At 74.4% G+C, this 22744-nt stretch carries 19 protein-coding genes, 2 tRNA genes and 1 pseudogene; 16 read left to right on the top strand and 6 right to left on the bottom strand.

Annotation, left to right across the window (positions count from 1 at the left end):
• Positions 1 to 210: 210 nt before the first annotated feature.
• From ACICHK_RS15965 to ACICHK_RS15950, 4 genes and pseudogenes are all read left to right on the top strand, one after another.
• Positions 211 to 729 (top strand): annotated as a pseudogene (locus ACICHK_RS15965) (winged helix-turn-helix transcriptional regulator); the annotation flags it as partial.
• 162 nt (positions 730 to 891) lie between these two features.
• Positions 892 to 1200, top strand: a complete 309-nt coding sequence (locus ACICHK_RS15960) for a DUF6412 domain-containing protein (protein WP_151470866.1) — start codon at positions 892 to 894, stop codon at positions 1198 to 1200.
• A 192-nt stretch (positions 1201 to 1392) separates the two neighbouring features.
• Positions 1393 to 2172 (top strand): YidC/Oxa1 family membrane protein insertase, encoded by a 780-nt coding sequence (locus ACICHK_RS15955; protein WP_406837432.1) that lies wholly within the window; start codon positions 1393 to 1395, stop codon positions 2170 to 2172.
• 141 nt (positions 2173 to 2313) lie between these two features.
• Positions 2314 to 3171, top strand: coding sequence for a fumarylacetoacetate hydrolase family protein (locus ACICHK_RS15950; protein WP_406837431.1), 858 nt, complete (start codon positions 2314 to 2316; stop codon positions 3169 to 3171).
• 259 nt (positions 3172 to 3430) lie between these two features.
• Here the strand turns inward: ACICHK_RS15950 and ACICHK_RS15945 are convergent, their stop codons facing one another.
• Together ACICHK_RS15945 and ACICHK_RS15940 are read right to left on the bottom strand one after the other, a co-directional pair.
• On the bottom strand, positions 3431 to 3904 hold the full coding sequence (locus tag ACICHK_RS15945) for a heme-degrading domain-containing protein (protein ID WP_406837430.1): 474 nt from the start codon (positions 3902 to 3904) through the stop codon (positions 3431 to 3433).
• A complete protein-coding gene (locus ACICHK_RS15940; protein ID WP_151470863.1) occupies positions 3901 to 4992 on the bottom strand; it encodes a Gfo/Idh/MocA family oxidoreductase in 1092 nt (363 codons plus the stop codon). Before ACICHK_RS15940 ends, ACICHK_RS15945 begins: the two co-directional genes overlap by 4 nt.
• Before the next feature lie 285 nt (positions 4993 to 5277).
• Here ACICHK_RS15940 and ACICHK_RS15935 point away from each other — a divergent pair, with 285 nt between their 5' ends.
• The 5 genes from ACICHK_RS15935 (at position 5278) to ACICHK_RS15915 (ending at position 10123) form a co-directional block, all read left to right on the top strand.
• Complete coding sequence (locus ACICHK_RS15935) at positions 5278 to 6411, top strand: ROK family protein (RefSeq protein ID WP_406841235.1); 1134 nt, start codon at positions 5278 to 5280, stop codon at positions 6409 to 6411.
• Positions 6412 to 6981: 570 nt separating this feature from the next.
• Complete coding sequence (locus ACICHK_RS15930) at positions 6982 to 7893, top strand: hypothetical protein (RefSeq protein ID WP_406837429.1); 912 nt, start codon at positions 6982 to 6984, stop codon at positions 7891 to 7893.
• A gap of 126 nt (positions 7894 to 8019) precedes the next feature.
• On the top strand, positions 8020 to 8799 hold the full coding sequence (locus tag ACICHK_RS15925) for an HAD-IIA family hydrolase (protein ID WP_406837428.1): 780 nt from the start codon (positions 8020 to 8022) through the stop codon (positions 8797 to 8799).
• A gap of 108 nt (positions 8800 to 8907) precedes the next feature.
• A complete protein-coding gene (locus tag ACICHK_RS15920; protein WP_406837427.1) occupies positions 8908 to 9456 on the top strand; it encodes a hypothetical protein in 549 nt (182 codons plus the stop codon).
• A 1-nt stretch (position 9457) separates the two neighbouring features.
• The gene (locus tag ACICHK_RS15915; RefSeq protein WP_406837426.1) at positions 9458 to 10123 is read left to right on the top strand and encodes a class F sortase; all 666 of its coding nucleotides are present in this window, start codon (positions 9458 to 9460) and stop codon (positions 10121 to 10123) included.
• Positions 10124 to 10483: 360 nt separating this feature from the next.
• On the opposite strand, the gene ACICHK_RS15910 is transcribed toward ACICHK_RS15915, so the two are convergent.
• Positions 10484 to 10557 (bottom strand) — tRNA-Lys (locus tag ACICHK_RS15910).
• A gap of 183 nt (positions 10558 to 10740) precedes the next feature.
• On the opposite strand from ACICHK_RS15910, the gene ACICHK_RS15905 reads away from it, so the two are divergent.
• From ACICHK_RS15905 to ACICHK_RS15880, 6 genes are all read left to right on the top strand, one after another.
• Positions 10741 to 12081 (top strand): peptidoglycan-binding protein, encoded by a 1341-nt coding sequence (locus ACICHK_RS15905; protein WP_406837425.1) that lies wholly within the window; start codon positions 10741 to 10743, stop codon positions 12079 to 12081.
• A 61-nt stretch (positions 12082 to 12142) separates the two neighbouring features.
• The gene (locus ACICHK_RS15900) at positions 12143 to 13432 is read left to right on the top strand and encodes an SPFH domain-containing protein (protein ID WP_406837424.1); all 1290 of its coding nucleotides are present in this window, start codon (positions 12143 to 12145) and stop codon (positions 13430 to 13432) included.
• A 281-nt stretch (positions 13433 to 13713) separates the two neighbouring features.
• Positions 13714 to 14367, top strand: a complete 654-nt coding sequence (locus tag ACICHK_RS15895) for a lytic polysaccharide monooxygenase (protein ID WP_406837423.1) — start codon at positions 13714 to 13716, stop codon at positions 14365 to 14367.
• 126 nt (positions 14368 to 14493) lie between these two features.
• On the top strand, positions 14494 to 14964 hold the full coding sequence (locus ACICHK_RS15890) for a DUF3592 domain-containing protein (RefSeq protein WP_406837422.1): 471 nt from the start codon (positions 14494 to 14496) through the stop codon (positions 14962 to 14964).
• An 85-nt stretch (positions 14965 to 15049) separates the two neighbouring features.
• A complete protein-coding gene (locus ACICHK_RS15885; protein ID WP_406837421.1) occupies positions 15050 to 16783 on the top strand; it encodes an AMP-binding protein in 1734 nt (577 codons plus the stop codon).
• Positions 16784 to 17458: 675 nt separating this feature from the next.
• Positions 17459 to 18769 carry a M18 family aminopeptidase gene (locus ACICHK_RS15880; protein ID WP_406837420.1) on the top strand — a complete coding sequence of 437 codons (1311 nt, stop codon included), beginning with the start codon at positions 17459 to 17461 and terminating at the stop codon, positions 18767 to 18769.
• A gap of 82 nt (positions 18770 to 18851) precedes the next feature.
• Here the strand turns inward: ACICHK_RS15880 and ACICHK_RS15875 are convergent.
• The 3 genes from ACICHK_RS15875 to ACICHK_RS15865 form a co-directional block, all read right to left on the bottom strand.
• A tRNA-Lys gene (locus ACICHK_RS15875) sits at positions 18852 to 18925 on the bottom strand.
• Between the two features lie 172 nt (positions 18926 to 19097).
• Entirely contained in the window at positions 19098 to 19856 is a 759-nt protein-coding gene (locus ACICHK_RS15870) for an IclR family transcriptional regulator (protein WP_406837419.1), read from the bottom strand.
• Between the two features lie 636 nt (positions 19857 to 20492).
• Positions 20493 to 21476, bottom strand: coding sequence for a D-2-hydroxyacid dehydrogenase (locus ACICHK_RS15865; protein WP_406837418.1), 984 nt, complete (start codon positions 21474 to 21476; stop codon positions 20493 to 20495).
• A 396-nt stretch (positions 21477 to 21872) separates the two neighbouring features.
• Between ACICHK_RS15865 and ACICHK_RS15860 the strand changes: the two genes are divergently transcribed.
• The gene (locus ACICHK_RS15860; RefSeq protein WP_406837417.1) at positions 21873 to 22604 is read left to right on the top strand and encodes a decarboxylase; all 732 of its coding nucleotides are present in this window, start codon (positions 21873 to 21875) and stop codon (positions 22602 to 22604) included.
• Positions 22605 to 22744 lie beyond the last annotated feature (140 nt).

The raw sequence follows: 22744 nt of genomic DNA, 5'->3' as shown, positions 1-22744 counted from the left end.
CGCTTCCCTGCGTCGGTTTCCGCCGGACGGGCCGGTCCGGCGGTGCGGGCCGGCCCTGCGGAGGGGGTGGCCCCGGGGAGAGGGCGATCCCGTGGAGGTCCGGTCTTGCGGAACGGGTTGGTTCGTTCATTGAACCTTGTGTACGGGTAGACCGTACCACCCAGGTTCGGTCAATGAACCAACGTGTCGGAAACTGGCTACAGTGGAGTCATGGCTCTGGGCAAGGACTACGCGACGCAGGAGTGCTCGATCGCCCGCGCGCTGGAGATCGTCGGCGAGCGCTGGACGCTCCTCGTCGTCCGCGACGCGCTCTACGGCGTACGGCGCTACAACGACTTCCTCGTGCACCTCGGCATCCCGCGTGCCGTGCTCGCCGCCCGCCTCCAGGCCCTGACCGCCGAGGGCATCCTCGAGAAGCGCCGGTACCAGGAGTCGCCGCCGCGCGACGAGTACGTCCTGACCGACCGCGGGATCGCCCTGTGGCCCACCCTGCGCTCACTCGGCCTGTGGGGCCGCGAGCACTTCGGCGAGAGCCGGCTGCGCTGGTTCCGGCACGCCGACTGCGGCACCGAACTCGGCCCGTACGGCGAATGCCCCCGCTGCGCGATAATCGTGCCCGTGCCGGACGTCGAGATGACACCGGGCCCCGGACTCGACCGGGACCCGGCGGATCCGGTCAGCCGGGCCCTGCTCGCGCCGAGGCGGCTGCTGGAGCCGCTCGACACGGACCCGCGGAAACCGGTCGACGGGCACCCGCGGGAGCCGGAGGGGGCCGGCCGCGGCCCGGACGGTGTGGCGGACGCCGCGTCCGGTTCCGGGCGGTCGGCCGAGGACCGTCCTGTATAACGAACGGAGGGACACGCGCACCGCGTACGAGAGGAGGAGCGGCCGATGATCCGGACCTGGGCCGACGCCCGCCCCGCCGCCGTACTGCTGCTCCTGCTCCTCGAGGTCGCGCTGCTCGACACGGGCAGCCTCACCGCCACCGTCGCGTTCGCCGCGACGGCCGCGGCCGGGTCGGCCTTCGTCGCCTGCTCCCTCATCGTGGCGCGCTGCGCGCCCGCCGTGCCGCCCACCCGGGTCCGTACGGCCATCCGCGACCGCGAGGACCGCACGGCCTTCCTGCCGCAACGCGATCCCGACGCCAGCGGGCGGCGGCGCCCCAGGGCGCCCGGACACGCCCTCCCGGCGACCGCGTAGGGCACCCCTTCCCCACCACCCCGGTGACGGTGACCGTCCCGGGCGGCTCCGCGCTCCCTGGTGACTCACCCCGAGACGTCCGGTGACTCACCCCGAGCGGTGCTTCGTCACGGGTGACCCGCGCGGGCCGTCATGCCGCATTCCGTACTCCCGGCAACTCCCGGCACGACGAGACCCCCGGAGGGCTCACGCATGTCCACGTTCATGTCCCTTTTCGCGCACCTGGTCGAGCACCTCGCCGACCTGCTCCAGCCGCTGTTCCACGCCTCGGCCGCCGCCGCGGCGATCGTCCTGTTCACCGCGCTCGTACGCCTGCTCGTGCACCCCCTGTCGCGGGCGGCCGCGCGCGGACAGCGGGCGCAGGCCGCGCTCCGGCCGCGGATCGCGGAGCTGAGGAAGGAGCACGGCGAGGACCGCGAGAAGTTCCAGAAGGCGCTGATGGCGCTGCACGCCGAGGAGAAGGTGTCGCCGCTCTCCGGCTGCCTGCCCAGCCTGCTCCAGATGCCGGCCTTCTTCCTGCTCTACCACCTGTTCTCCAGCTCGACGATCGGCGGCGGGGCCAACACCCTGCTCGATCACAAGCTGTTCGCCGCCCCGCTCGGGGGCCGGTGGGCGGACGCGCTCGGCCACGGCGGTCCCTTCGGGCTGGCCGGGCTCGTCTACCTGGCCCTCTTCGCCGTCGTCACGGCCGTGGCCTGCTTCAACTACGTACGGACGAAGCGGACGACCGCCGTCGCCGCGCCGGTGACGGGCGATGGCCGGAGCGAGAGCGAGCAGGCGACCGCGGCGGCGCTCGCCTCGGTCGGCAGGATCATGCCGTTCATGTCCTTCCTCACGCTGATCACCGTGGCCGTGGTGCCGCTGGCGGCCGCGCTGTACGTGGTGACCAGTACGACCTGGAGCGCGGTGGAGCGGGCGGTGCTCTACCGGGACATGCCGGGGGCGGCGTCCGCGACCGCGGCCCTCGTCTGACCGTGCCCTCCCTGCCGGTCCGGTCCGGTCTGATCCGTGAACGGGGTCTTGCGGACTGGACGGCGAGCTTGGAGGATCGCACGGTCCTCCGTCGGCCGACGCTCGTCGGCCGACGCCCCGCGACCGAGGGAGACGGTGACCGTGAAGCTGCTGCGAGTCGGTACGGCGGGGGCGGAGCGGCCCGCGCTGCTCGACGCCGGAGGGACGCTGCGGGACCTGTCGGGCCTGGTCCCCGACATCGACGGGGCGCTGCTCGCCGACGAGGCGGCGCTCGGCCGGATCCGGTCCGCCGCGGCGGCCGGTGAACTGCCCGCGCTGGACGCGGAGGGGCTGCGCGTCGGACCGCCCGTGGCCCGGATCGGCAAGGTCGTGTGCATCGGGCTGAACTACCACGACCACGCCCGGGAGACCGGGGCCGAGCCGCCCGCCGAGCCGGTGATCTTCTTCAAGGCGGCGGACACCGTGGTCGGACCGGACGACACGGTGCTCGTGCCGCGCGGGTCGGTGAAGACCGACTGGGAGGTCGAACTGGCCGTCGTCATCGGCCGTACCGCCCGCTACCTGGAGTCGGACGAGGAGGCGCTCGCGCACGTCGCCGGGTACGCGGTGGCGCACGACGTCTCCGAGCGCGAGTTCCAGATCGAGCGCGGCGGCACCTGGGACAAGGGCAAGAACTGCGAGACGTTCAACCCGCTGGGCCCGTGGCTGGTGACCCCGGACGAGGTCCCGGATCCGCAGGCGCTGTCGCTGAGGCTCTGGGTGAACGGGGAGCTGAAGCAGGACGGGACGACGGCCGAGCAGATCTTCCCGGTCGCGGAGGTCGTCCGGTACGTCAGCCGGTTCATGACGCTGTACCCCGGTGACGTCATCAACACCGGGACGCCCGCCGGGGTGGCCCTCGGCCGGCCCGAGCCGAAGCCGTTCCTGCGGGCGGGGGACGTCGTCGAGCTGGAGATCGGGGGGCTGGGGAGGCAGCGGCAGGTCCTCGCCGACGCGTGAGCGCTCCGCTTGGTTCGCGGTGGGGGGCCGCGGGGGCGGGGGTGTGTTGTCCACCGCGGGTGCGTCGTGGCTGGTCGCGCAGTTCCCCGCGCCCCTGACGGGGCTGTGCTGTGCGTTGTCCACTGCGGGTGCGTCGTGGCTGGTCGCGCAGTTCCCCGCGCCCCTGACGGGGCTCGTCGTGCGGAGTTCCCTGCGCCCCTGACGGGGCTCGTCGTGCGGGGTTCCCCGCGCCCCTGGTGGGGGCGCGGGGAACTTTTTGCTAGGTGGAGAGGAACTTCTCCAGGGCCTCCACCACCATCTTGTGGTCCTCGACCTGGGGCAGGCCCGAGACCACCACCGTGCCGACGACGCCCGCGCCCGTCACGGTGATCGGGAACGCGCCCCCGTGGGCCGCGTACGTGTCGGGGTCGAGGCGCGAGGACTCCTCGAAGGTCGTGCCCTTGGCGCGGAAGCGCGAGCCGACCAGCAGCGAGGAGCAGCCGTACCGCTCGACGACGCGCCGCTTGCGGTCGATCCAGGCGTCGTTGTCCGGGGTGGAACCCGGCAGCGCCGCGTGGAAGAGCTGCTGGCCGCCGCGGCGGATGTCGATGGCCACGGGCGCCTCGCGCTCACGGGCGAGTTCGACGAGGAGGGTGCCGAGGGCCCAGGCGTCGTCGTGGGTGAAGCGCTGGAGCGTCAGCCGGCGCTCCTGCTCCTCGAGGTCGGCGATCTCCGGTGCGGCGGGCGCGGTCACAGGGACACCACCACGGACTCGCGGGCGGAGCGGCGGGCGGCCTCCAGGACGTCGAGGGCGGCGGCGGCCTCGTGGGCGGTGACCGGGTTCGGGGCGCCGTCACGGATCGCGGCGGCCACGGCCGCGTAGTACGCGGGGTACGCGCCCGCGACCGTCGGCTCGGGGCGGCCGCCACCGGTCTGCGGGGACTCGCCGGAGCCGACGCGGCCCCACAGGGCCTCCGGCTCGACGCCCCACGCGCTGCCGTCGCCGGGGCGCTTGCCGTCGCGCAGGTCGGCCTCCTGCGGGTCGAGGCCGTACTTGACGTAGCCCGCCTGCGAGCCGAGGACGCGGAAGCGCGGGCCGAGCTGGGCGGTCGTCGCGGAGACGTAGAGGTGGGAGCGGACCCCGTTCTCGTGCGTGATCGCGATGAACGTGTCGTCGTCGGCCAGCGCGCCCGGACGGCGGACGTCCGACTCCGCGTACACCGAGACCGCGGGGCCGAAGAGGACGAGCGCCTGGTCCACGAGGTGGCTGCCGAGGTCGTAGAGGAGACCGCCGATCTCCGCCGGGTCGCCGGACTCGCGCCAGCCGCCCTTCAGCTGCGGGCGCCAGCGCTCGAAACGGGACTCGAAGCGCTGGACGTCGCCCAGCTCGCCGTCGGCGAACAGCTTGCGCAGGGTCAGGAAGTCGTTGTCCCAGCGGCGGTTCTGGAAGACGGAGAGCAGCAGGCCGCGCTCGTCGGCCAGGGCGGCCAGCTCGCGGGCCTCCGCCGCCGTGCCGGCGATGGGCTTGTCCACGACCACGGGGAGACCGGCCTTCAGGGCGGCGGTCGCGATCGGGACGTGGGTCTTGTTCGGGGACGCGATGACGATCAGGTCGAGTTCGTCGGCGCGGGCCAGCAGCTCGTCGGGGGTCTCGACGACGCGGAGTCCGTCGCCGAACTCGGCGCGGGCCTGCGCCGCGCGCTCCGGGTTCGAGGTGACGACGGTGTCGAGGGCGAGCCCCTCGGTCGTGGCGATCAGCGGGGCGTGGAAGACGGAGCCTGCGAGGCCGTAGCCCACGAGACCCACGCGAAGGGGCGTACCGGTACCAGTCATGCCTGTCATGGGTCCTACTTTCGCAACGCTGTTGCCAAAGTGCAAGCCGGGGGGACAATGGGTGATGTGAACAGGACCAGTGCGGGTGGGGCCGGGATGCGGGGAACCCCCGGGAACGCAGGTGTACCCCGGGCCTCGGGTGTTTTCGCAGACGCGGACGTGGACGTGGACGGAGGCGGGGCCGGTGCCGGGGGCTTCGGTCCTCCCGGGGGCGAGGGCGAGGCCGGGACCGTCGGCGCTCCCGGCCGCCGTCATGGTGCGGCCGGTGTCTCCGGCGTCTTCGCGCACCAAGGTGTGCCCGGGGGGCCGGGAGTCGGCGCGGGTGCCGGCGCGGCCGGGGTGAACCTGCCCGCCCTGCGCAGCCACAACGCCGCGCTGGTGCTCGATCTGCTGCGCACGGCGGGGGCCTTCGGCATAAGCCGCCTGGAACTCGCCGAACGGACCGGGCTGACCCCGCAGGCCGTCAGCAAGATCACCGCGCGGCTGCGGGCCGACGGTCTCGCGACCGAGGCGGGCCACCGCGCCTCCACGGGCGGCAAACCCCGTACGGTGCTGCGGCTCGTGCCCGAGGCGGGACACGCGGCCGGGCTGCACCTCGACCGGGACGAACTGACCGTGGTGCTCTGCGACCTCACCGGCGCCGTGGTGGCCGAGCGGCGCGCCCCGCTCGACCTGGGGGCCGGGGCCGACGCGGTGGTCGAGGGAGCGGCGGCGGAGGTCACGGCCCTGCTCGACGGCGTGTCGCCGCTGGGCGTGGGGGTCGCGCTGCCGGGGCCCCTCGACCACACCCTGGGGGTGCTGCACCGGGTGACGGGTTTCCCCGAGTGGGACGGGTTCGCCCTGCGGGACGCCCTGGCCGGGCGGCTCGGGCTGCCCGTGGTCGTGGACAAGGACACCAACGCGGCGGCGCTCGGGGTCGCGGTGGGGACCGGCGTCCGGCCCGGCCCCGGCTCCGCGGGCGGCGGGTCCTTCGCGTACCTGCACCTCGGTACGGGACTCGGTGCCGGGCTCGTGATCGGAGGGGCCGTGCACCGGGGGGCCCGTACCGGGGCCGGGGAGTTCGGGCACCAGGTCATCCAGCTGGACGGGCCGCTGTGCGAGTGCGGGAACCGCGGGTGCATCGAGGTGCTGTGCCTGGACGCGGTGGGGCGGGGAGCCGTGGCCGAGGCGGCCCGGGTGCTCGGCGCCGGGGCGGCGAACCTGGTGGGGCTGCTCGACATCGACCTCGTGCTGCTGGGCGGGCGCACGGTCGCGGCCCACGAGGAGGTCTTCCTCCAGGGGGTCGGGGCCGTCCTGGCGGAACGGGCCCGGCGCGAGGGAGGCGGAGCGGCGGTACCGGTCCGGGTGGCTCCCGGCGGGGCACGGGGGGTGGCGGAGGGCGCGGCCCAACTGCTGCTGGCCCCGCTGTTCGGCCGCGGAGAGGGCTGAGCGGCCCGGCCACGACACGCGCCCCGGCCACGACACGCGCCCCGACCGCGCCGGCTTCCGATGGCACCGGGCCGCGCCGCACGCACCCGGACGGCGCTGGTCCGCGCTACGGCTCCCGTGCCCGGAGGCCCGCGCCAGGGCGACTCGTGTCGCGGTAGGCCTGTCCCGTGCCGGCTCCGACGGCGGTGGTGTCCGGCGGGGCGGCCGGTGCCGCAGTGGCTCGGTCCGGTGCGGCTCGTATCGCGGCGGCCGGGTCGGGGCGCGCCGGTGCGGGCCGCCCGTGCTGTCGCGGCCTGTGCCGGGACAGCCCGCGGTGCGCCCCGTTCCGGGACGGCTCCTACTGCGGTCGCCTGCGCCGCAGCGCTCCTCGCCGGGGCGGCCCGGGTCGGGGCGGGTCGCCGGGGTGCCGCCGGACGGGGGGATCACGGGGGCCGAACGGGGGTGACTCCACGGGTGGCGGTCCGGGGACGGGGGTGGCACGTGGCAGGGTCACGGGGCCATTGCCCGGTACCGACTGACGCTTTCGGTCCTCCCGATCCCCGCCCCCTCCCGATCGGCCAAAGGCTCCTCATGCGACTGCGTACGTCTCGTCCGACCGCCCTCGCCCCGACCGCCCTCGCGCTGTGCGCGACGCTCACGCCGGCCCCGGCGCACGCGTCGGCACCCCTCCCCGCCTGTGTCTCCTCCGACACCCGCGACTTCCCGATCAGGACCCGCATCCACGGAGGCCCCGACGCCTACCGGGCGGGCGGCGCCCCTGGGACCTGGTACATCGACCTCACCAACACCACGGCGCACCCCTGCGGCGCGATCCACCCGGTCGTCGTCCTCGTGGACGAGAAGCGGACACTGCGGCCGGAACAGGCGCGGCTGGAGTTCTACGACGGGGACCGGGCCCACCCGGTGAGGTTCGAGCGGAGCGACGAGGCCGAGAACGTGGGCCCGTTCGACGACGGCTTCCCCGGGTTCACCGTGGCCCCCGGCCGCACCCTCACGGTGAGGGTGCGGCTCTCCCTGGCCTCCGGCGCGGCCGCTCCGAACAGCGTCGTCGCGAACGCGGCCGTCGTGCAGAAGCACGACGACGACGGCGACTGGGTGGGGGAGTCGAACGCCTACCGCTTCCGGATCGAGGGCGGGGCCGAGGGGGAGGACCCGGAGGAGGTGGGCGAGGAGACGGGAACGGACGAGGAGCGGGACAGCGCCGCGGACACCGGCACCGGCTCCGGAGAGAGTCCCGGTGCGAGCGCCGGTCCCAGTCCCGGTCCCAGCGCCGGGGCCCGTACGGACACGGGTACCGGCAGCGGGACCACCGTGGGCGGCACCGCCGGGACCGGTACGGCGGCGCCGTCCGCGGACCAGCTGGCCAGCACCGGACCGGGCCGGCCGAACCGCCCGGCGCTGGCCGTGCTCGCGCTCGTCCTCGTCGCCTCCGGAGCCGGACTGTTCGCCCTGGCGCGGCGGGCGCGCCCGCGCCGTCGCTGACCCCCGGCGAGGGGACCCCGGCCGGGACCGTGCCGTCCTGACTAGGCTGGGCGGGTCGGTACAGCGTCGTTCCGGCGGCCCCGGTTGGAGTGCGTACGTACGCCAGGACGGCAGGAGACCCAGCACATGTCAGAGCGCAAGCCGATCGAGTCGTGGCTCACCGACATGGACGGTGTCCTCATCCACGAGGGCGTGCCGATCCCCGGCGCCGACGCCTTCGTCAAGAAGCTGCGGGACTCCGAGAAGCCCTTCCTGGTCCTGACGAACAACTCCATCTACACGGCGCGCGACCTGCACGCCAGGCTCAGGCGCATGGGTCTGGACGTACCGGTCGAGAACATCTGGACCTCCGCCCTCGCCACCGCCCAGTTCCTGGACGACCAGCGGCCCGGCGGCACGGCGTACGTCATCGGCGAGGCGGGCCTGACCACCGCGCTGCACGACATCGGGTACGTCCTGACCGACCACGAGCCGGACTACGTGGTCCTCGGCGAGACCCGTACGTACTCCTTCGAGGCCATGACCAAGGCTGTCCGGCTGATCAGGGGCGGTGCCCGGTTCATCGCCACCAACCCGGACGAGACCGGCCCGTCCACCGAGGGCCCGCTGCCGGCCACCGGAGCGGTCGCCGCACTGATCACCAAGGCCACCGGCAAGCAGCCGTACTTCGCGGGCAAGCCGAACCCGCTGATGATGCGGACCGGCCTGAACGCCATCGGTGCGCACTCCGAGTCCAGCGCGATGATCGGCGACCGCATGGACACCGACGTCCTGGCCGGTCTGGAGGCGGGGATGCGGACCTTCCTCGTCCTGACCGGGCTGACCACGCCGGAGGAGGTCGAGCGCTACCCGTACCGGCCGTCGGAGATCGTCGACTCGATCGCGGACCTCGTCGACCGCGTCTGAACCCCGGTCCGGCATCGCGCGCGGTCCCCCGTACGGAGCAGCGCTCGGCCCCTGAAGATGCGGGCCGCCGTCCCGAGGGGGAATCTCCAGGTGTCTGGAGGTTTCACGATGCGTTCGATGCGGCTCACTCTCTGCGCCGGGGCGGTGGTCGCGGCCGCGTTCACGCCCGGCGCGTACGCGGCCGACGCGGGACCGGCCGGAGTCTCGGTGAACCCGGCGTCCCCGGCCTCCGGCAGCGACGTCCGGCTGTGGGCCACGGGCTGCGTCGGCCGGACGGGCACCGCGGTCTCGGACGCGTTCGTCTCGGACGCGCGGCTCACGGGCGCGGGCGGCGGCGGACTGGTCGGTGACACCCGCGTCCGTACGGCGCTGCGACCGGGCAGCTACGCCGTCCGGGTCGATTGCGACGGCCACCAGGTCAGGGGCACGGTCACCGTCCCGGCGCCGCACTCCTCCCCGGGCGTCTCCGCCCCCGCCTCGCCGGTCGCGCCCGTGAACGCGGGCGGCGGCGGGACCGCCCGTCTCGCCGCGGCGGACGACGCCCGCGCGGTCGGACCCGGTACCAGGCAGGCCGTGGTCGGCCTGGTCCTCGCGAGCGTCGCCGCGGTCGTCGTGGTGGTCCGCAGCGCGCGCCGGGGCGACGACGGCCGGGACTGACGTGGCCGAACGGGAGGGATCCCCGGGCGCGGGCCGTCTGCTGGCCGGGACGGCCTGGCTGGTGCTGCTGCTCGGGCTGTGGCTGTGGGGCCGTGAGGTGACGGACCTGCGGCCGGGGACGTCGGCGCCGACCACGGGGGACATCGCGGCCGTCGGACGGCCGCCGGAGGTGCGGCTGCCCCCCGCGCTGAGGCCCCTCGGCGGCGCCCGGCCGCAGCGCGTCGACATTCCCTCGATGGGGGTGCAGGCTCCCGTCGTGGCCCGCGGGCTCGACGGCCGGGGCGCCATCGACCCGCCGCCGTTCGACCAGCCGGGTGTCGTCGGCTGGTACGCGGCGGGGGCGGAGCCGGGGGCCGCCGGGGCGGCGCTGATGGTCGCCCACGTCGACACCGAGACCCGGCCCGCGGTCTTCTACCGGCTCAGCACCGTCAGGCCCGGCGACACCGTCCGGGTCGCGCGTGACGACGGGACGGTCGCCGAGTTCACCGTGGACGACGTCCAGGTGCTGCCGCGCGACCGTTTCGACGCCCGGCAGGCCTACGGGGTACGGAAGCCGGGGCGGGCCGAGCTGCGGCTGATCACCTGCGGCGGAACCTTCGACCGGGCGGACGGCAGCTACACGGCGAACGTGGTCGTCTCGGCGTATCTCACGGGGAGCGGGCCGTAGGGGGGAACGCGCGGGGAGCGGGCCCCGGGGCGGGAACGCGCGGGCGGTGCCGGGCCCGGTCGGCGGTCGGTTCCCCCCGAAGCCGCCGACCGGGCCGGCCCTCGACCGCGGGCGCACGGGTTGCGGGAGTGACCCGGCGCCGACGCGGGAGGCCCGGGGTCCGCCCGCCGGAGCGACGCGGTCGGGCCGGACCGACTGACCTGGCGTGGAAGTCACTTGAGGCAACCCTAGGACAGATGAGCGCCACGGTTCATAGACTTTTTGACGCCAAATCCCGGGACGGCCGGCGCCGGCTCCGGTGAGCGGCTCGCGAGCATGACGAAGGGCCCCCTCGTTCTCACGAGGGGGCCCTTCGGTGCGTGCGCCGCCAGGGACTCGAACCCCGGACCCGCTGATTAAGAGTCAGCTGCTCTAACCAACTGAGCTAGCGGCGCCTGCTGACGGGAAAACTCTACCCGACCCGCGGGGGTGCTCCCGACCAGGTGGCCGCCCCGCGGCCGGCGGGGGTGACTCCGTACATCATTCGGACCGTCAACATGCGACGCGGGATGACAGTTGAGAAACTGACGAACGTGCAGAATTGCGGACATTTCAATCTGGAGCGTGAGGGGAGTCACATGGAGGCTCCGGTGTTCGAGGAAGTCGATCCCGCGAGTGACTGCGACTGCCCCGGATGTGTTCACTGGCGGAGCGTCCTGCCCCCTTCCCCGCGGCCCGGGCCGTCCGGTTCCCCGGGGCACCCCGCCTCCCGCGCCCGCGCCCTCGGCCTCGCGGGGATGGCGCGGACCCCCGCGGCCCTCGCGCTGGCCGCCACGGCGGGAACCGTCCTCGGCACGGTGCCGGCGGTCGCCGCCGTGCACGGACCCGCCCGGCCCGGTGTCCCCCCGGCCGACGGACACGGAGACACCCCTCAGGGCCGCAGGGCGCCGCTGCACGGACCGGCGGGGAGCCCGGCGCCGCTCGCCGGGCCGGAGGAGACGCTCCGGGCGCCCGCCACCACGCGGGCCGCGATCATCGCCCGGGCCATGACCTGGATCGACGCGCAGGTGCCGTACAGCACGGACAGCTACTGGCGGGACGGGTACCGGCAGGACTGCTCCGGCTTCGTCTCGATGGCCTGGAACCTGCCGGGCAACGAATGGACCGGCAGCCTCGGCGGCTTCGGGGTGCGGATCACCCGGGACCGGCTCCAGCCGGGCGACATCCTGCTCTTCCACAACACCGCCGACCCCGAGAAGGGCTCGCACGTCGTCGTCTTCGGCGGCTGGACGGACTCCACGCACACCCAGTACGTCGCGTACGAGCAGGCTCCGCCGCACGCCGGGAAGCGGTCCACCCCGTACGCGTACTGGACGAACTCGGACCACTACGTGCCCTATCGCCACCGGGGGGTCACGGAGGGCGCGGGCGGTCCGCCGCCCTCCGTCCCGACCCGCTACCCGGGGGCCGCGTACTTCGGGAACGGCGCGGACAACGCGTACGTCACGCGGCTCGGCCGGCTCCTGATCGACCGGGGCGGGCGCCGCTTCTACACCCGGGGACCGGGGCCGCGCTGGTCGGCCGCGGACCGGCGGGCCACCCAGGCGTTCCAGCGGGCCCAGGGCTGGAAGGGAGCCGACGCGGACGGACTGCCGGGGCCCGGGACCTGGTCGTACCTGGTCGGCGGGAAGGGCAGGGACATCCCCGCCGTGACGGCCGGCCCGGGCTCCTCGGGCGCCGTGCCCGGCTATCCGGGGCGCGCGGTGTTCCGGCCGGGAGCGAACGACGCCCATGTGACCCGGCTGGGGAAGCGGCTGGTCGAGAAGGGGTTCGGCACGTACTACACGTCCGGCCCGGGGCCGCGCTGGGGCGAGGCGGACCGGCGCAACGTCGAGGCGTTCCAGCGGGCCCAGGGCTGGCGCGGCGGGGCGGCGGACGGCTACCCGGGACCGGAGACCTGGCGGCGGCTCTTCTCCTGAGCGCGCCGGGCTCTCCACTGCTCGTGAACACACTTCCAGGCGCGGAGGCATGGAGGCAGTTATGAGTACGACGACGTCTGACACTCCGGAGTCCGAGGGAGCGGCCCCGGCGGAACCAAGGACCGGCACGACGGCCGGGACCGAGGCCGGGACCGGAGTCGGGGTCGGGACCGAAGTCGGGGTCGGGACCGGGGCCGGGGCCGGGGTCGAGGCCGGTGGTCACCGGTCCGACCCGGCGGCCGAGTGCGGCGGTCACCGGCCCGCCCGGCTCATCCACAACGAGGCGACCACCGAGATCCCCGTCCACCTGCTCTTCCGCGACGATCCCGACCCGGTCTCCGTGCCGCTGGCGCCCGCGGTCGTGGGCCGTCGGCGCGGTACCGGGGAACAGCCGAGGGTCCGGCGGCCGGTGCCCGGCAGGCCGGTGCGCCCGGTGCCGGAGGTCGACCCCGAACTGGTCGAACGGCCCGCGCGGGTGCTGCCCGGAGCGGCGGGTGTGCTGGCCGGGGCCTGTGGTGCGGCCGGATGCGCCCTCACCACCTGGTGGGCGGGTGCGCTGCCGCCCTCCGTGCTGGCGGCGCTGGAGCTGCCCGGACGCGTGGGCGCCGGACTCGGACCCGTGCAGTGGGCCGCGTACGCCGGGGCGGGCGCCCTCGGTCTGTTCGGCTTCGGCGGTCTCGCCCGCGGCCGCACCGGGCGGGCCTGGGTGCTCGGCCTGTTCGGGCGCTACCGCGGCACGGTCCGGCGCACCGGACTGATGTGGGTGAACCCGCTGGTGCTGCGCCGCCGGGTCGACGTGCGGCTGCGGCACTGGCGCAGCGAGCCGATGTCCGTGGTCGACGCGAACGGGGTCGAGCTGCGGGTGGTCGTGCTCGTCGTGTGGCGCGTCAAGGACACCGCGCGGGCCGTGCTCGCGGTCGACGACCACCGGACGTACCTGCGTGAATGCGTGGAGGCGGCCCTCTCGCGGGTGCTCTCCCAGGTGCCGGCCGAGCTGCCGCCCGCCGTGATCAGGGATCTGACCCTGCGCAACACGGACGCGGTCGGCGAGGCGCTGACCCGGATGGTGGCCGCGGACACGGCTCCGGTCGGTCTGGAGGTGTTCTCCGCGCAGCCGACCCGGATCGAGTACGCGCCGGAGATCGCCGCCGTGATGCAGCGCCGCCGGATCGCGGCCCTGGACGCCCAGTACCGCGACAGCGTGCTCGGCTCGGTCGTCGACTCGGTGGAGGACACGGTGACCCGGCTGACCCTGCGGGGGCTGGTCGAACTGGACGACTACGAACGCAAGGCGCTGGTGAAGGATCTGACGGTGGCGTTCTGCACGGGGCGCGGGGAGGTGTCCTCGTAGATTCCGGCGCGGGGCGGACGGGGGCCGAATGGGCAGGGCGTCCGGGCGAGTCCGCCGGGCCGGGGCCGACGGGGCCGACGGGGCCGACGGGGCCGGCCGGACGGGGGCCGGGGCTGGGCGGAGTGGTCGTGCGGACCGGGCGGAGCGGTCGTGCGGGGCGGGAGGGTCGGCTATTGGTATGGACATGTTCAACTACCCGCAATAATCTGGCACTTGGTCTAGACCTGAATCACGCGCGCGGCTCACGGGCACATCCCCCACGTCCTTCCAGGAGCGGCAGCATGCGCACACGGACGAACCAGAACCCCACCGGCCGGTCCCGCGCCGGCGGGAAAGCGAAGTTGTACGCGGCGGCGCTCGGTCTCGCCACGGCGGGCACCTTCGTGCTCTCCACGGGCGGAGCCAGCGCCCACGGCTACACCGACCAGCCCCTCAGCCGGCAGAAGATGTGCGCCGCGAACGGCGGCATCGTGGCCAACTGCGGTGACATCCAGTGGGAGCCGCAGAGCGTCGAGGGCCTCAAGGGTTTCCCGGCGGCGGGTCCGGCCGACGGCAGGATCTGCTCCGCGGGGCACACCAACTTCGGCCAGCTCGACCAGCCGAAGACCCCGGCGGGCACGGCCTGGCCGACCACCAGGGTCACCGCGGGAGCGAACTACACCTTCCGCTGGCAGTTCACCGCGATGCACGCGACGACCGACTTCAAGTACTTCATCACCAAGACCGGCTGGAACCAGAACCACGCGCTGACCCGCGCGGACCTGGAGACCACCCCGTTCCTGACGGTCCCCTACAACGGACAGCGCCCCCCGGCCACGCTCACCCACACCGGCACGCTGCCCGGCGGCAGGAGCGGACACCACGTCATCCTCGGGGTGTGGACGGTCGCGGACACGACGAACGCGTTCTACTCCTGCGCGGACGTCACCTTCTGAGGTCCGGGGCCGCCAGTTCTGAGCCCCCCTTGAGGGGCTGACGGCACCGGTTCGGGTATGTTCCCCGCACGTCGGCATGACCATGCCGACATGCGGGGAGCAGTATCCGACCACCGGGGGACCGTCATGAGTGTGTTTTTCTATGCCCTGCCCGCACTGATCATCGTCGTGGTGCTGCTGCTGGCGGCCAGGGCGGTCCGCCGCTCACTGGAGCTGCGCAGCGCCTGGAGCAGCGGACTGACCGCGGAGGCGCGCTGTCTGCGCTCGTACACGACCGTCAGCGGGGGTGGCCACGACACCTCCGTCACCACGACCCTGCACCACGTCTACGAGTTCACGACGCGCGACGGCCGTGTGATCCGCTTCGAGGAGGGCAACGGACGGCCGACGGTCGTCGAGGGCGACATCGTCACCGTGCACTACGCCGCCCAGCACCCGGAGAAGGCGACGGCGCACGTACCGAGCCAGGCCAGGGCGGCCGCGGGCACCATCGCCCTGGTCGCCTTCTGCGGGTTGATCATCGCTTTCTGTATCGGCTTCATGATCACCTTCCATGAGATGTCCGAGGGCGCCGACTCGCTCTTCGGCGGGATCTGACCTCGGCGGGATCCGAGGTGCGCGTCCGGGTCCAGGAGCGCAGCTCTCTCCACATCTGACGATCCGTCAACTACCGTGCTTCGACATGAAGTCCACGAGGCGCACCGTCGGGGAGCTCGTGCGGGAGCGGTGGGGCGACCACCGGCCGGGACTGTGGTTCGAAGGCCGGGTCATCAGCCATCACCAGGTGGCGGCGGGCGCGGCGGCGCGTGCGGCGCTGCTCGCCGAGACACTGCCGTCCGGCACGGAGCCGCACGTGGGGGTGCTGCTCGACAACACCCCCGAATACCCCCTGTGGCTGGGCGCGGCCGCCCTCGCCGGCGCCGCCGTCGCGGGCGTCAACCCGACCCGGCGCGGACCCGAACTGGCCCGGGACATCCTGCACACCGAGTGCCGCGTCCTGGTCACCGAGCGGGCCCACCTGCCGCTCCTCGACGGGCTCGAACTCCCCGGCGTGCGCGTCCTGGTGACCGACACGGCCGCCTACGCCGAGCTCCTGAAGACGTACGAGGGTGCGCGGCCGGACGCCGGCGGGGCGAGCCCGGACAGCCGTTTCCTGCTGCTCTTCACGTCCGGTTCGACCGGCGCGCCCAAGGCCGCGATCTGCACCCAGGGCAGGATCGCCGCCGCCGGCCACTCGCTCGTCGGCCACTTCGGGGTGCGCGCGGACGACACCCACTACATCTGCATGCCGATGTTCCACGGCAACGCGGTGATCGCCGACTGGGCCCCGGCGCTGGCGGCCGGTGCGGGGATCGCGCTGCGGCGCCGCTTCTCGGCGTCCGGCTTCCTCCCCGACGTACGGGCCTGCGGTGCCACGTACTTCACCTATGTCGGCCGTGCCGTGCAGTACCTGCTGGCCACGCCCACCCGCCCCGACGACCGAGACAACCCGCTGCGCCTGGGATTCGGCACGGAGGCCGGCCCGGTCGACGCGGCCGCCTTCGAGGAGCGCTTCGGGACGCGGCTGGTCGAGGGGTACGGCTCCTCGGAGGGCGGCGCCGCCGTCCAGCGCGTGCCCGGCACCCCGGCCGGGGCGATCGGCCGGGCGGCGCCCTCGGACGACCTCGCGGTGATCGACCCGAAGACCCGGCGCGAGTGCCCGCCGGCCGTCTTCGCCGGGGACGGGCGTCTGCTCAACGGGGCCGACGCGATAGGGGAGTTGGTGAACCGGGGAACCAGTCTCTTCGAGGGGTACTGGCGCAACCCCGAGGCCGAGGCGGCCCGGCGCCGGGGGACGTCGCCCCGGCCGGGGGAAGCCGGGCCGGGGAAGGACGGGGAAGGGGAGAGCGGGGGAGCCGGGGAGGGAGAGGGCTGGTACTGGACCGGTGACCTCTTCTACCGCGACGCCGAGGGGTTCCTCTACTTCGCCGGACGGAGCGACGACCGGCTGCGCGTCGACAGCGAGAACCTCGCCGCCGCGATGATCGAGAACATCCTCGCCCGGTACGAGGACGCCGCCGCCGTCGCGGTGTACGCCGTACCGGATCCGGTGGCGGGCGACCAGGTGATGGCGGCGCTGGCCCTGAGGGAGGGCGCCCGCTTCGGTCCTTCGCCCTTCGCGCGGTTCCTGCGCGTCCAGCCGGACCTGGGGACGAAGATGGCGCCCCGGTTCCTGCGGATCGTGGAGCGGATGCCCGTCACCGCCACCAACAAGATCCACCGGGTGGCCCTGAGGCGTGAAGGCTTCCGCTGCGCCGACCCGGTGTGGTGGCGGCCCCCGGGCGAGCCGTCGTACCGGAGGCTGACGGCGGCGGACGTGGACGGACTGGTGGCCCGCTACCGGGCCCACGGCCGGGAGGAACTGCTGACGCGGTGACCGCCGGGAGGGGGCGGGGCCGGGGTTTCCCCGGAGGACTCGCCGCCGGGCCGGGCGCGCCGGTGCCGTTCGTGGCCCCTGGCCGGTTTCGGGCCGGTATCCCTCGGGGGCGGGCCTGCGCGCGGGGGGACGTGCCCCGGTCCGGGCGTCCGGTCCCGTGCCACCGCCGACGGCGTTCGCGGTCCGGGGCCGGGTCCGGGGCGAGGTGCCCGCCGGTCGGACTCGCGTCCGAGGGCGAGGGGTCACCCCGCGCGCCGGGTGCACGGGGTCCGGTGCCGGCCGTTCCCGGGAGCCGCCCGGGCGGGGGACGTCCGGCGGTGGCTTTCGAACGGTGGTGACCGGAGGCATCCTCGCCGTCTTCCGCGGGGAGGATATCCGGGCACGTCTGCCGCGGGCCCCGCGCCGGAGGTCCGAGCCGAGGGAAGAAGGGCGTTGCGTTGCCTGATCCGGGTCGCGGACACGGAAGCCGCGGGGCCATGCCGCCCCGGCTCACGCCCGCGCCGGTGACACCGGTGGTGCCGCCCGCTCCGGGGCCCGTACCGGACCGATGGCTTGTCATGCCCCTGCGATCCAGATCGCCTCCCGGGAGGGCCGCCGCCCCGGCCGGACCGCGCCCGGCGGGAGACGGTCCGACGACCCCCACCCCACCCCCTCGACGGCACCCGGAAGGCAATCATGTCCCCCACGCATGACACGCTCGATCGCGGACACAACGACGACCTGTTCGGCTTCGTCAGGGCCAGCCCCTCGCCGTACCACGTGGTGGCGAGCGCGGTGCAGCGCCTGGAGAAGGCGGGTTTCGCGGAGCTGCGGGAACGGGACGACTGGACGGCCGGGGCCGGGGGAGGCCGCTATGTCGTCCGCGGGGGAGCGCTGATCGCCTGGTACGCCCCGCCGGACGCCCCCGCCCGCACCCCGTTCCGGATCGTCGGCGCCCATACCGACTCGCCGAACCTGCGGGTCAAGCCCACGCCGGACACCGGATCGGCGGGGTGGCGGCAGATCGCCGTGGAGATCTACGGCGGGGTGCCGCTCAACACCTGGCTCGACCGGGACCTCGGCGTCTCCGGGCGGCTGGCCCTGCGGGACGGTTCGACCCGGCTGGTCCGCGTCGACAAGCCGCTGCTGCGGGTGCCGCAGCTCGCCATCCACCTCGACCGGACCGTCAACGAGGGGCTCGCCCTGGACCGGCAGCGGCACATGACCCCGCTGTGGGGGCTCGGCGGCCCCCGCTCCGGTGCCCTGCTCGCCCGGATCGCGGACGAGGCGGGCGTCGACTTCGGGGAGGTCCTCGGCTGGGACCTCATGCTGCACGACGTCCAGCCGCCCGGATATCTGGGCGCGGACGAGGAGTTCATCGTCGCGTCGCGCCTCGACAACCAGATCTCGGTGCACGCGGGCGTCACCGCCCTGGTCGCCGCCGCCGGCTCGGCACGGCCGCCCGCGTACGTGCCGGTGCTCGCCGCCTTCGACCACGAGGAGGTCGGCAGCGGATCGGAGTCCGGCGCCCAGGGCCCGTTCCTGGAACGGGTGCTGAGCCGTGGTGCGGCCGCCCGGGGCGGCGGACCGGAGGACTTCGACCGCGCCCTGGCCGACGCCCTGTGCGTCTCCTCCGACATGTCCCACGCGGTCCACCCCAACTACGCCGAACGCCACGACCCGGACCACCGCCCGCTGCCCAACGGCGGCCCCGTGATCAAGGTCAACGTCAACCAGCGGTACGCCACCGACGGCACCGGCGTCGCCGCCTTCGCCGCCGCGTGCGAACGGGCCGGGGTGCCCTGGCAGCCGTTCGTCTCCCACAACGCGATGCCGTGCGGGACGTCGATCGGTCCGATCACCGCGGCGCGCCTCGGCGTGGCGACGGTCGACGTGGGGGTGGCGGGGCTGTCGATGCACTCGGCGCGCGAACTGTGCGGGGCACGGGATCCGGAGCTGCTGGCGCGGGTGCTGACCGAGTTCGTCACGGGGGAGCGGCCCGGGTGACCGGAGGGGCGCGGGGTTCCCGGAGCGGGGTTCCCGGACATGCGTGAAGGCCCCCCACGCGCGTGGAGGGCCTTCACCGATGTGCGCCGCCAGGGACTCGAACCCCGGACCCGCTGATTAAGAGTCAGCTGCTCTAACCAACTGAGCTAGCGGCGCATGACTCTCGCCTTCCGCTTCCGCGGTCGGCGACAAAAGAAATACTACCTGGTCCGCGGGGGTGCTTCCGACCAGCCGCGCGGACCACTCGCGCGCCCCCACGTCCGGCCGTACGCCCGCCCTCACGTCCGGCCGTGCGACCGGCCCGGTGTCCGCGGGCCGGCGGCACCCGTCAGATCGCGAGGGAGAGCAGCACCGGAGTCGCTCCGCGGTTCAGCGTGTCCGCGGCGCGGCGGAGCCGGTGGGCGTGCTCGACCGGGAGGGAGAGGGCGAGGCAGCCCACGGAGGAGCCGGCGGTGATCGGGACGGCCGCGCAGACCGTGCCGATCGCGTACTCCTGGAGGTCGAGCACGGGCACGGTGGCCGGCTGGGAGTCGAGGCGCGAGAGCAGGAGGCGCTCGCTGGTGATGGTCCGCGAGGTGAGCCGGGCCATCTTGTGGCGGGCGAGGTGGTCGCGGCGGCCGTTGTGGTCGAGCTGGCCGAGAAGGCTCTTGCCGACCGCGCTGGCGTGCGCCGAGGAGCGGAAGTCGACCCACTCGTTGACCGCGGGGGTGGACGGGCTCTCCGCGTACTGGGTGACGCGCACCTCGCCGTCGATGTAGCGGCTGATGTAGATCGCGGCGCCGACCGAGTCGCGGAGCCGGTCGATCGTGTGCTGGAGCTTGTCGCGCAGCGCCTGCTCGCGGCCGTGGGCGGAAGCGAGACGGCCCAGGGCGGCGCCGGTGACGTAGGCGCCGTCCGTGACCTGCTCGACGTAACCCTCCCGGCGCAGCATGCGCAGCAGGGCGGTCAGCCGGTCGGCGCCGATGCCGCAGCGGCGGGCGAGCTCGGTCTCGGTGACGCCGGTCGTGTGGTGCGAGACGGTCTCCAGGACGCGCAGCGCGTCCTGGGCCGAGTGGTACGGCGCGGTCGGCTCGTTCTTCAGCGCCACGGTTTCCCCCTGCGCTTCATGGCCCGGCTCAAAAATGACGTCGGCCCGGACAGCTGGGCTCCTTACACGATAACGGCCAAGGCGCCGTCCGTGGCGGTCTGTTGGCGAGATTGGTGGCGCCCTCCACGCCTCCCAGCAGGAGCGCGCCACGCTGGCATATGCCAGAGGCATGGAACCTCGGGCATGACCCGACGGCCGGACCTCGCACCTTGCCGCGGGTGTCCCCCTCCGCCCGCCGTCCGTCCCCCGACCTCGTGGGGCCGCGCCGGGGAACTCCCTGGTCCGCTCGTGCTCCGGGCCGCCGAAGGTCTTCTCCGGCGGCCCGGACCCGATGGCATGGCCGGAATCGAACACGAGGGCCCGGTCCGGGACGGCCCTGGCGGGATTCGTCCCGTGGGGCACGCGGGGCGCCGTGATGTCCGTGGTGCGGGCGGTGTCACCGGCGGCCGCGGGACCGTCGTCCCGCCGGGACGGGCCGACCGGAGGGCCGGGAAGTCCCGCGGTTCCCGGCTCCTGGCCCTGCGAGTTCCGGCCCTGCGGCTCCTGGCCCCACGGCCCCCGGCCCAACGGCCCCCGGCCCCGCGGGTTCCGGCCCCGCGGGTTCCGGACCGGGACCCCGGCCCTTCCCCGTCCGGCTCAGTGCCCGGGCACGTACCCGCGCTTCTTGTCGACCACGTTCGACAGCGGCTTGCCCGCCGCCCAGCGCTCGTACAACTCCACGAACTGTGCGCTCAGTTCGTCCTGCCAGCCGACCGTGTCGCCGCTCATGTGCGGCGAGACGATCAGGCCCGGGACGGACCACAACGGGCTGTCGGGGCCGAGCGGTTCGTGCTGGAAGACGTCGAGGGCCGCGCCCGCGATCCACCGTTTCGACAGCGCCTCGGCGAGCGCCTCCTCGACGACGAGCTGCCCGCGTCCGACATTGACGAAGCGGGCCGACGGCTGCATCATCCCGAAGCGCCGGGCGTCGAACATGCCGCGCGTCTCCGCGGTGAGCGGGGCCGCGGACACCACCCAGTCGGCGCGCGCCATCAGCCGGTCCAGCTCCCCGGGACCGTGGATCCCGGTGCGCGGAACGCGCCCCACCAGGGCCGTGGTGACGTCGAGCGCCTTGAGGGTGCGGGCGATCGCCCGCCCGATCGGCCCCGATCCCACCACGCAGGCGCGGGTCCCGGCCACCCGCTGGGACTCGCGGTGCCGCCACTCGCGCTGCCGCTGCAGGTCCCAGGTCCGCGGGAGGTCCTTCGCCATGGCGAGGACCAGAGCGGCCACGTACTCGGCGATCGGCCGGTCGAAGACGCCGCGCGCGTTGGTCACCACCGTGTCGGAGGCGGTGAGCTCGGGGCACATCAGGTGCTCCACGCCGGCGCTGGCGGCGTGCACCCAGCGCGGCCGCGGCCCCTCGCCCGGCCAGGCGCGGCGGACGGCGTGCGAGGTCAGGTCCCACACGAGCAGCACGTCCGCGTGCGGCAGCCGCTCCGCGAGCGTGGACTCGTCGGCGTACTCGATCCGTACCCGGCCGGTGAGCCGGCCCAGCCGGGGGAGCGGGTCGGTGCCCAGGACGAGCAGGGTGGGCCGGCCCGACGGACGGGCCGCGCCGGGGGACGTACGGGCGCTCATCGGGGGAAACCGTTTCGCAAGGCGAGTCCGCTTCTCTGGGGGATCCGGGGGCGGGATGACCGGGAGTGCGCACGGACGGACGAGGACCGGGCCGTCCGGGACGCGCGGACCGGCCACGCCCAAACCCGAACCTACCTTCGCCAACAAGGGCGCGCATACGGTCCGTTGTCCGCCCGTTCCCTCCTCCGGGGCCGGTGCCCGCCACGGACGGCTCCCGCAGCCGGAGGCGGAACCGCGGACCCCGGTGATCTCGGCCGGCCGGGTGACGACATGGGCGGCGCCGCGCCGACGGGGTATGCGGGCGGTGGACCCCTGTCCGCGGCTGATCGACCCGCGGCTGATTGACCGGGCCGTCGACCGGGGACCCGTACTTCCCGGAGAACAGGAAGGTTGGGCATGACCGCACTCGGATTCCTCTACCCCGGCCACTCGGCCGAGGACGACTACCCGCGCATCGAACAGCTGCTCGGCAGCGACATCCGTCTGACCGTCGTCCACACGGACGAGGAGGACGTCCACCGGACGGAAGCGCTCCGCGAGGCGGGCTCGGAGCGGCGCCTCGCGACGGGCGTCGAGGAGCTGCGCCTGTCCGGCGCGGAGGCGGTGGTCTGGGCGAGCGCGAGCGACAGCTCCGCGCACGGGGCGCAGGGCGCCCACGAGCAGGTCCGCGGCCTCGCCAGGGCGGCCGGCCTGCCCGCCTCCTCGACGTCCTTCGCCTTCACGCACGCGGCGCGGGAGATCGGGGCGGCCCGGGTCGCGATCGGGGCGACCTGCCCCGACGACGTGGCCGCGCTCCTCGCGGCGTTCCTGGAGGAGACCGGTACGGAGGTGGTCGCGGTGCGGGGCTCCGGTGCCGTCACCACCGCCGGGACCGCCGACTGGGACTACGACCGGGTCCTGGCCCTGGCCCGCGAGGCGGACCACCCGGACGCCGGCGCGGTCCTCCTCCCCGACACGGCCCTGCACACCGTCTCCCACCTCACGGACCTGGAGAAGGACCTTGCCAAACCGGTCCTCACCGCGGCCCAGGTCACGGTCTGGGAGGCCCTGCGCCTGACGGACCGCAGGGTGAACGCCCCGGCCCTCGGCACCCTCTTCACGAAGGAGCCGATCGTCCAGGCGGAGTGAGGGGCCGGCCCTCCGGGGGGATCCGGCCCTCCGGCGTCCGAGGAGCGGGGGCGGAGCCCTGGGGGCCCGGCCGCGCCCGCCTCGTCCGGGAATAAACGGAGGAACCCTCCTGTTCGCACGGCGAGGAGACATCGCGTACG

The sequence above is a fragment of the Streptomyces sp. AHU1 genome (genome assembly GCF_045343905.1).
In the GTDB taxonomy this organism is placed as follows: Bacteria; Actinomycetota; Actinomycetes; order Streptomycetales; family Streptomycetaceae; genus Streptomyces; species Streptomyces triticiradicis.
Note: the sequence above shows the minus strand (reverse complement) of the source record. Positions and strands in the feature narration are given on the sequence as shown.

Excerpts from the sequence above, each read along its gene's own strand:
- ACICHK_RS15960 (WP_151470866.1), top strand. The coding sequence starts at position 892 with ATGATCCGGACCTGGGCCGACGCCCGCCCCGCCGCCGTACTGCTGCTC.
- ACICHK_RS15955 (WP_406837432.1), top strand. The coding sequence starts at position 1,393 with ATGTCCACGTTCATGTCCCTTTTCGCGCACCTGGTCGAGCACCTCGCC.
- ACICHK_RS15940 (WP_151470863.1), bottom strand. The coding sequence starts at position 4,992 with ATGACAGGCATGACTGGTACCGGTACGCCCCTTCGCGTGGGTCTCGTG.
- ACICHK_RS15930 (WP_406837429.1), top strand. The coding sequence starts at position 6,982 with ATGCGACTGCGTACGTCTCGTCCGACCGCCCTCGCCCCGACCGCCCTC.
- ACICHK_RS15925 (WP_406837428.1), top strand. The coding sequence starts at position 8,020 with ATGTCAGAGCGCAAGCCGATCGAGTCGTGGCTCACCGACATGGACGGT.
- ACICHK_RS15920 (WP_406837427.1), top strand. The coding sequence starts at position 8,908 with ATGCGTTCGATGCGGCTCACTCTCTGCGCCGGGGCGGTGGTCGCGGCC.
- ACICHK_RS15905 (WP_406837425.1), top strand. The coding sequence starts at position 10,741 with ATGGAGGCTCCGGTGTTCGAGGAAGTCGATCCCGCGAGTGACTGCGAC.
- ACICHK_RS15900 (WP_406837424.1), top strand. The coding sequence starts at position 12,143 with ATGAGTACGACGACGTCTGACACTCCGGAGTCCGAGGGAGCGGCCCCG.
- ACICHK_RS15895 (WP_406837423.1), top strand. The coding sequence starts at position 13,714 with ATGCGCACACGGACGAACCAGAACCCCACCGGCCGGTCCCGCGCCGGC.
- ACICHK_RS15890 (WP_406837422.1), top strand. The coding sequence starts at position 14,494 with ATGAGTGTGTTTTTCTATGCCCTGCCCGCACTGATCATCGTCGTGGTG.
- ACICHK_RS15885 (WP_406837421.1), top strand. The coding sequence starts at position 15,050 with ATGAAGTCCACGAGGCGCACCGTCGGGGAGCTCGTGCGGGAGCGGTGG.
- ACICHK_RS15880 (WP_406837420.1), top strand. The coding sequence starts at position 17,459 with ATGTCCCCCACGCATGACACGCTCGATCGCGGACACAACGACGACCTG.
- ACICHK_RS15865 (WP_406837418.1), bottom strand. The coding sequence starts at position 21,476 with ATGAGCGCCCGTACGTCCCCCGGCGCGGCCCGTCCGTCGGGCCGGCCC.
- ACICHK_RS15860 (WP_406837417.1), top strand. The coding sequence starts at position 21,873 with ATGACCGCACTCGGATTCCTCTACCCCGGCCACTCGGCCGAGGACGAC.